The sequence below is a fragment of the Modestobacter sp. I12A-02662 genome, from assembly GCF_041028325.1.
Lineage (GTDB): Bacteria > Actinomycetota > Actinomycetes > Mycobacteriales > Geodermatophilaceae > Modestobacter.
The window spans coordinates 1-5,548 of sequence record NZ_JABGDE010000023.1 but is presented as its reverse complement, the minus strand read 5'-3'; the positions used below and the strand labels follow the sequence as shown (position 1 = coordinate 5,548).

The window sequence follows — 5,548 nt, the reverse complement described above, 5'->3', positions numbered from 1 at the left end:
GCGCGTCCGCTCCTTGAGAACTCAACAGCGTGCCGAAAGTCAGTGCCATGTAATGAATGCCCCATCCGGGGTCTCCTTTGTGGGGGATGTCGGTGGGTTCCTTTGGTTGATTGACATCGAGAGCGTCCAGTTCTCGGTTCTCGGCCATGGTTCAAATGTCATCTACGGAGAGTTTGATCCTGGCTCAGGACGAACGCTGGCGGCGTGCTTAACACATGCAAGTCGAGCGAGGCCCCTGCTTCGGTGGGGTGCCCTAGCGGCGAACGGGTGAGTAACACGTGGGCAACCTGCCCCCGGCTTCGGGATAACTCCAAGAAATTGGTGCTAATACCGGATGTGACCGCTGACCGCATGGTCTGGTGGTGGAAAGATTCATCGGCTGGGGATGGGCCCGCGGCCTATCAGCTTGTTGGTGGGGTAGTGGCCTACCAAGGCGACGACGGGTAGCCGGCCTGAGAGGGTGACCGGCCACACTGGGACTGAGACACGGCCCAGACTCCTACGGGAGGCAGCAGTGGGGAATATTGCGCAATGGGCGGAAGCCTGACGCAGCGACGCCGCGTGAGGGATGACGGCCTTCGGGTTGTAAACCTCTTTCAGTAGGGACGAAGCCGTGAGGTGACGGTACCTACAGAAGAAGCACCGGCCAACTACGTGCCAGCAGCCGCGGTAATACGTAGGGTGCAAGCGTTGTCCGGAATTATTGGGCGTAAAGAGCTCGTAGGCGGTCTGTCGCGTCGGCTGTGAAAACCCGAGGCTCAACCTCGGGCCTGCAGTCGATACGGGCAAACTGGAGTACTGCAGGGGAGACTGGAATTCCTGGTGTAGCGGTGAAATGCGCAGATATCAGGAGGAACACCGGTGGCGAAGGCGGGTCTCTGGGCAGTAACTGACGCTGAGGAGCGAAAGCGTGGGGAGCGAACAGGATTAGATACCCTGGTAGTCCACGCCGTAAACGTTGGGCGCTAGGTGTGGGGGCCATTCCACGGTCTCCGTGCCGCAGCTAACGCATTAAGCGCCCCGCCTGGGGAGTACGGCCGCAAGGCTAAAACTCAAAGGAATTGACGGGGGCCCGCACAAGCGGCGGAGCATGTTGCTTAATTCGATGCAACGCGAAGAACCTTACCTAGGCTTGACATGCACGGAAATCTCGCAGAGATGCGGGGTGCCTTTGGCGTCGTGCACAGGTGGTGCATGGTTGTCGTCAGCTCGTGTCGTGAGATGTTGGGTTAAGTCCCGCAACGAGCGCAACCCTCGTTCCATGTTGCCAGCACGTGATGGTGGGGACTCATGGGAGACTGCCGGGGTCAACTCGGAGGAAGGTGGGGATGACGTCAAATCATCATGCCCCTTATGTCTAGGGCTGCAAACATGCTACAATGGCCGGTACAATGGGCTGCGATACCGTGAGGTGGAGCGAATCCCAAAAAGCCGGTCTCAGTTCGGATTGGGGTCTGCAACTCGACCCCATGAAGTTGGAGTCGCTAGTAATCGCAGATCAGCAACGCTGCGGTGAATACGTTCCCGGGCCTTGTACACACCGCCCGTCACGTCACGAAAGTCGGTAACGCCCGAAGCCGGTGGCCCAACCCCGTGTGGGAGGGAGCCGTCGAAGGCGGGATCGGCGATTGGGACGAAGTCGTAACAAGGTAGCCGTACCGGAAGGTGCGGCTGGATCACCTCCTTTCTAAGGAGCACTGGCCGCCCGTTGCGCCCCCTGGGGGTGTGGGGTGGTCCAGGGCCGCGCCCAGGCCGTGACCGGTGCCCAGTTCGGGGTGCCGGCGTCGTGTGTGGGGTGGTGCTCGAGGGTGGAACGCTGACCAGTTCGGCCGGTGACCTGGTGTCGCCGCTAGTACCGCTCGTTGCTCGTCACGCCTTGGCGTGGGGGGAGGGTGGGGAACGCGGTGGTGGTGGGGGGCCGGTCCGTAGGCACGCTGTTGGGTCCTGAGGGAGCGGGTGACCGTTGTCTCGCGGGGGCTCCGTGCTCGTCGTACCGCCCGGGTGTTGCCGGGGTCTGGCGGTGGGGGAGGTGGAGCGACTCTCCGTACTTTGAGAACTGCACAGTGGACGCGAGCATCTAGCAAGATTTGTTTGCCGAGCATGTAACTGGATATCCGCGCCGATCCATCTCGAGGTCTTCGGGCCTGGTGGGTGGGCGTGGGTGTTTGTGTGGTCAAGTTGTTAAGGGCACACGGTGGATGCCTGGGCACCAGGAGCCGATGAAGGACGTAGGAGGCTGCGATAAGCCTCGGGGAGCTGCCAACCGAGCGTTGATCCGAGGATGTCCGAATGGGGGAACCCCGCACCAGTCATGTGGTGTGACCCGCGTCTGAACACATAGGGCGTGTGGAGGGAACGTGGGGAAGTGAAACATCTCAGTACCCACAGGAAGAGAAAACAACAGTGATTCCGTGAGTAGTGGCGAGCGAAAGCGGATGAGGCCAAACCGATCGCATGTCAAGCCGGCAGGTGTTGTGTGGTCGGGGTTGTGGGACGGTCCAGATGGTTCTGCCGAGCCGTCGGGGAGTCAGAAAGCCATGTGTTAGTGGAAGGCCTCTGGAAGGGGTCGCCGCAGAGGGTGAGAGCCCCGTACACGAAAACTCATGGCCTCCCGGATCGTATCCCAAGTAGCACCGAGCCCGTGAAATTCGGTGTGAATCTGGCGGGACCACCCGCTAAGCCTGAATACTCCCTGGTGACCGATAGCGGACTAGTACCGTGAGGGAAAGGTGAAAAGTACCCCGGGAGGGGAGTGAAATAGTACCTGAAACCGTGTGCCTACAAGCCGTGAGAGCCTGGTCCGCGCCTCGTGCGTGGGAGGTGATTGCGTGCCTTTTGAAGAATGAGCCTGCGAGTTAGTGGTACGTGGCGAGGTTAACCCGTGTGGGGTAGCCGTAGCGAAAGCGAGTCCGAACAGGGCGTTGTGAGTCGCGTGCTCTAGACCCGAAGCCGAGTGATCTACCCATGGCCAGGTTGAAGCGCGGGTAAGACCGCGTGGAGGACCGAACCCACTTCGGTTGAAAACGGAGGGGATGAGCTGTGGGTAGGGGTGAAAGGCCAATCAAACTCGGTGATAGCTGGTTCTCCCCGAAATGCATTTAGGTGCAGCGTCGCGTGTTTCTTGCCGGAGGTAGAGCACTGGATGGCCGATGGGCCCCACAAGGTTACTGACGTCAACCAAACTCCGAATGCCGGTAAGTGAGAGCGCGGCAGTGAGACTGCGGGCGATAAGGTTCGTAGTCGAGAGGGAAACAGCCCAGATCATCAGCTAAGGCCCCTAAGCGTGTGCTAAGTGGAAAAGGATGTGGGATCGCAGTGACAACCAGGAGGTTGGCTTAGAAGCAGCCATCCTTGAAAGAGTGCGTAATAGCTCACTGGTCAAGTGGTTCCGCGCCGACAATGTAGCGGGGCTCAAGCACACCGCCGAAGCTGTGGCACTTCCACGTGCCCTGTCGGTATCCCTCGTGGATGCCGGCCAGGGGTGGGGGTGGGTAGGGGAGCGTCGTGTGGCGGGTGAAGCGGCGGAGGAATCCAGCCGTGGACGCCACACGAGTGAGAATGCAGGCATGAGTAGCGAAAGGGGAGTGAGAAACTCCTCCGCCGGATGACCAAGGGTTCCTGGGCCAGGCTAATCCGCCCAGGGTGAGTCGGGACCTAAGGCGAGGCCGACAGGCGTAGTCGATGGACAACGGGTTGATATTCCCGTACCCGCGAAAGAGCGCCCATGCCGGACCCAGCGATGCTAACCGTCCGAAGCTCGTGACTGCCCTTCGGGGCTGATCGGGTGGAGCACGGGATCCGGACTGGTAGTAGGCAAGCGATGGGGTGACGCAGGAAGGTAGTCCTACCGGTGAGTGGTTGTACCGGTGCAAGGGTGTGGCCCGCGCCGCAGGTAAATCCGTGGCGCATGCAGGGTGAGGCCCGACGCATAGCCGAATGAGGCGAATTGGATGATCCTATGCTGCCGAGAAAAGCCTCTAGCGAGCTCTGAGCGGCCCGTACCCCAAACCAACTCAGGTGGTCAGGTAGAGAATACCGAGGCGATCGAGCGAACTGTGGTTAAGGAACTCGGCAAAATGCCCCCGTAACTTCGGGAGAAGGGGGGCCATCTGCTGTGAACCAGCTAGCCTGGGGCAGCGGTGGGTGGCCGCAGAGACCAGTGAGAAGCGACTGTTTACTAAAAACACAGGTCCGTGCGAAGTCGTAAGACGATGTATACGGACTGACGCCTGCCCGGTGCTGGAACGTTAAGGGGACGGGTCAGCCGCACCTCGTGTGTGGCGAAGCTCAGAACTCAAGCGCCAGTAAACGGCGGTGGTAACTATAACCATCCTAAGGTAGCGAAATTCCTTGTCGGGTAAGTTCCGACCTGCACGAATGGCGTAACGACTTCTCAGCTGTCTCAACCACAGGCTCGGCGAAATTGCACTACGAGTAAAGATGCTCGTTACGCGCGGCAGGACGGAAAGACCCCGGGACCTTCACTACAGCTTGATATTGGTGTTCGGTTCGGCTTGTGTAGGATAGGTGGGAGACCGTGAAGTCCGCACGCCAGTGCGGATGGAGTCGCCGTTGAAATACCACTCTGGTCGAATTGGATGTCTAACCTCGGTCCGTGATCCGGATCAGGAACAGTGTCAGGTGGGTAGTTTAACTGGGGCGGTTGCCTCCCAAAATGTAACGGAGGCGCCCAAAGGTTCCCTCAGCCTGGTTGGCAATCAGGTGTCGAGTGCAAGTGCACAAGGGAGCTTGACTGCGAGACCGACGGGTCGAGCAGGAGCGAAAGCTGGGACTAGTGACCCGGCACCGGCATGTGGAAGCGGTGTCGCTCAACGGATAAAAGGTACCCCGGGGATAACAGGCTGATCTTCCCCAAGAGTCCATATCGACGGGATGGTTTGGCACCTCGATGTCGGCTCGTCGCATCCTGGGGCTGGAGTAGGTCCCAAGGGTTGGGCTGTTCGCCCATTAAAGCGGTACGCGAGCTGGGTTTAGAACGTCGTGAGACAGTTCGGTCCCTATCCGCCGTGCGCGTAAGAGACTTGAGAAGGGCTGTCCCTAGTACGAGAGGACCGGGACGGACGAACCTCTGGTGTGCCAGTTGTTCCGCCAGGAGCACTGCTGGTTGGCTACGTTCGGCAGGGATAACCGCTGAAAGCATCTAAGCGGGAAGCCTGCTTCAAGATGAGGTCTCTCACCGGGTCAACCGGGTAAGGCCCCCGCCCAGACCAGCGGGTTGATAGGCCGGAAGTGGAAGCGGCGCAAGTCGTGGAGCTGACCGGTACTAATAGGCCGAGGGCTTGACCATTCAACATCCAGCTAGCTCGTAGCTCGCGTCCACTGTGTGGTTCTGAACGTACGGAACCCACCCCTCCTGTGCGCGGCCCCGGTCGGGCCGGTGCCGGGGGTGGAGGACAAGTTCACAGCGTTACGGCGGTCATGGCGAGAGGGAAACGCCCGGTCCCATTCCGAACCCGGAAGCTAAGCCTTTCAGCGCCGATGGTACTGCCCCGGGGACGGGGTGGGAGAGTAGGACACCGCCGGACAA

General features: G+C 60.1%; 3 rRNA genes. All 3 read left to right on the top strand.

Annotated features, from left to right (window positions below):
• Positions 1 to 161: 161 nt before the first annotated feature.
• The 3 genes from HL189_RS22380 to rrf all read left to right on the top strand — a co-directional run bounded on the left by HL189_RS22380 (position 162) and on the right by rrf (position 5,546).
• Positions 162 to 1,687, top strand: a 16S ribosomal RNA gene (locus HL189_RS22380).
• 484 nt (positions 1,688 to 2,171) lie between these two features.
• A 23S ribosomal RNA gene (locus HL189_RS22375) occupies positions 2,172 to 5,308 on the top strand.
• A gap of 121 nt (positions 5,309 to 5,429) precedes the next feature.
• A 5S ribosomal RNA gene (rrf, locus tag HL189_RS22370) occupies positions 5,430 to 5,546 on the top strand.
• The 16S, 23S and 5S rRNA genes sit together here, the layout of an rRNA operon.
• Positions 5,547 to 5,548 lie beyond the last annotated feature (2 nt).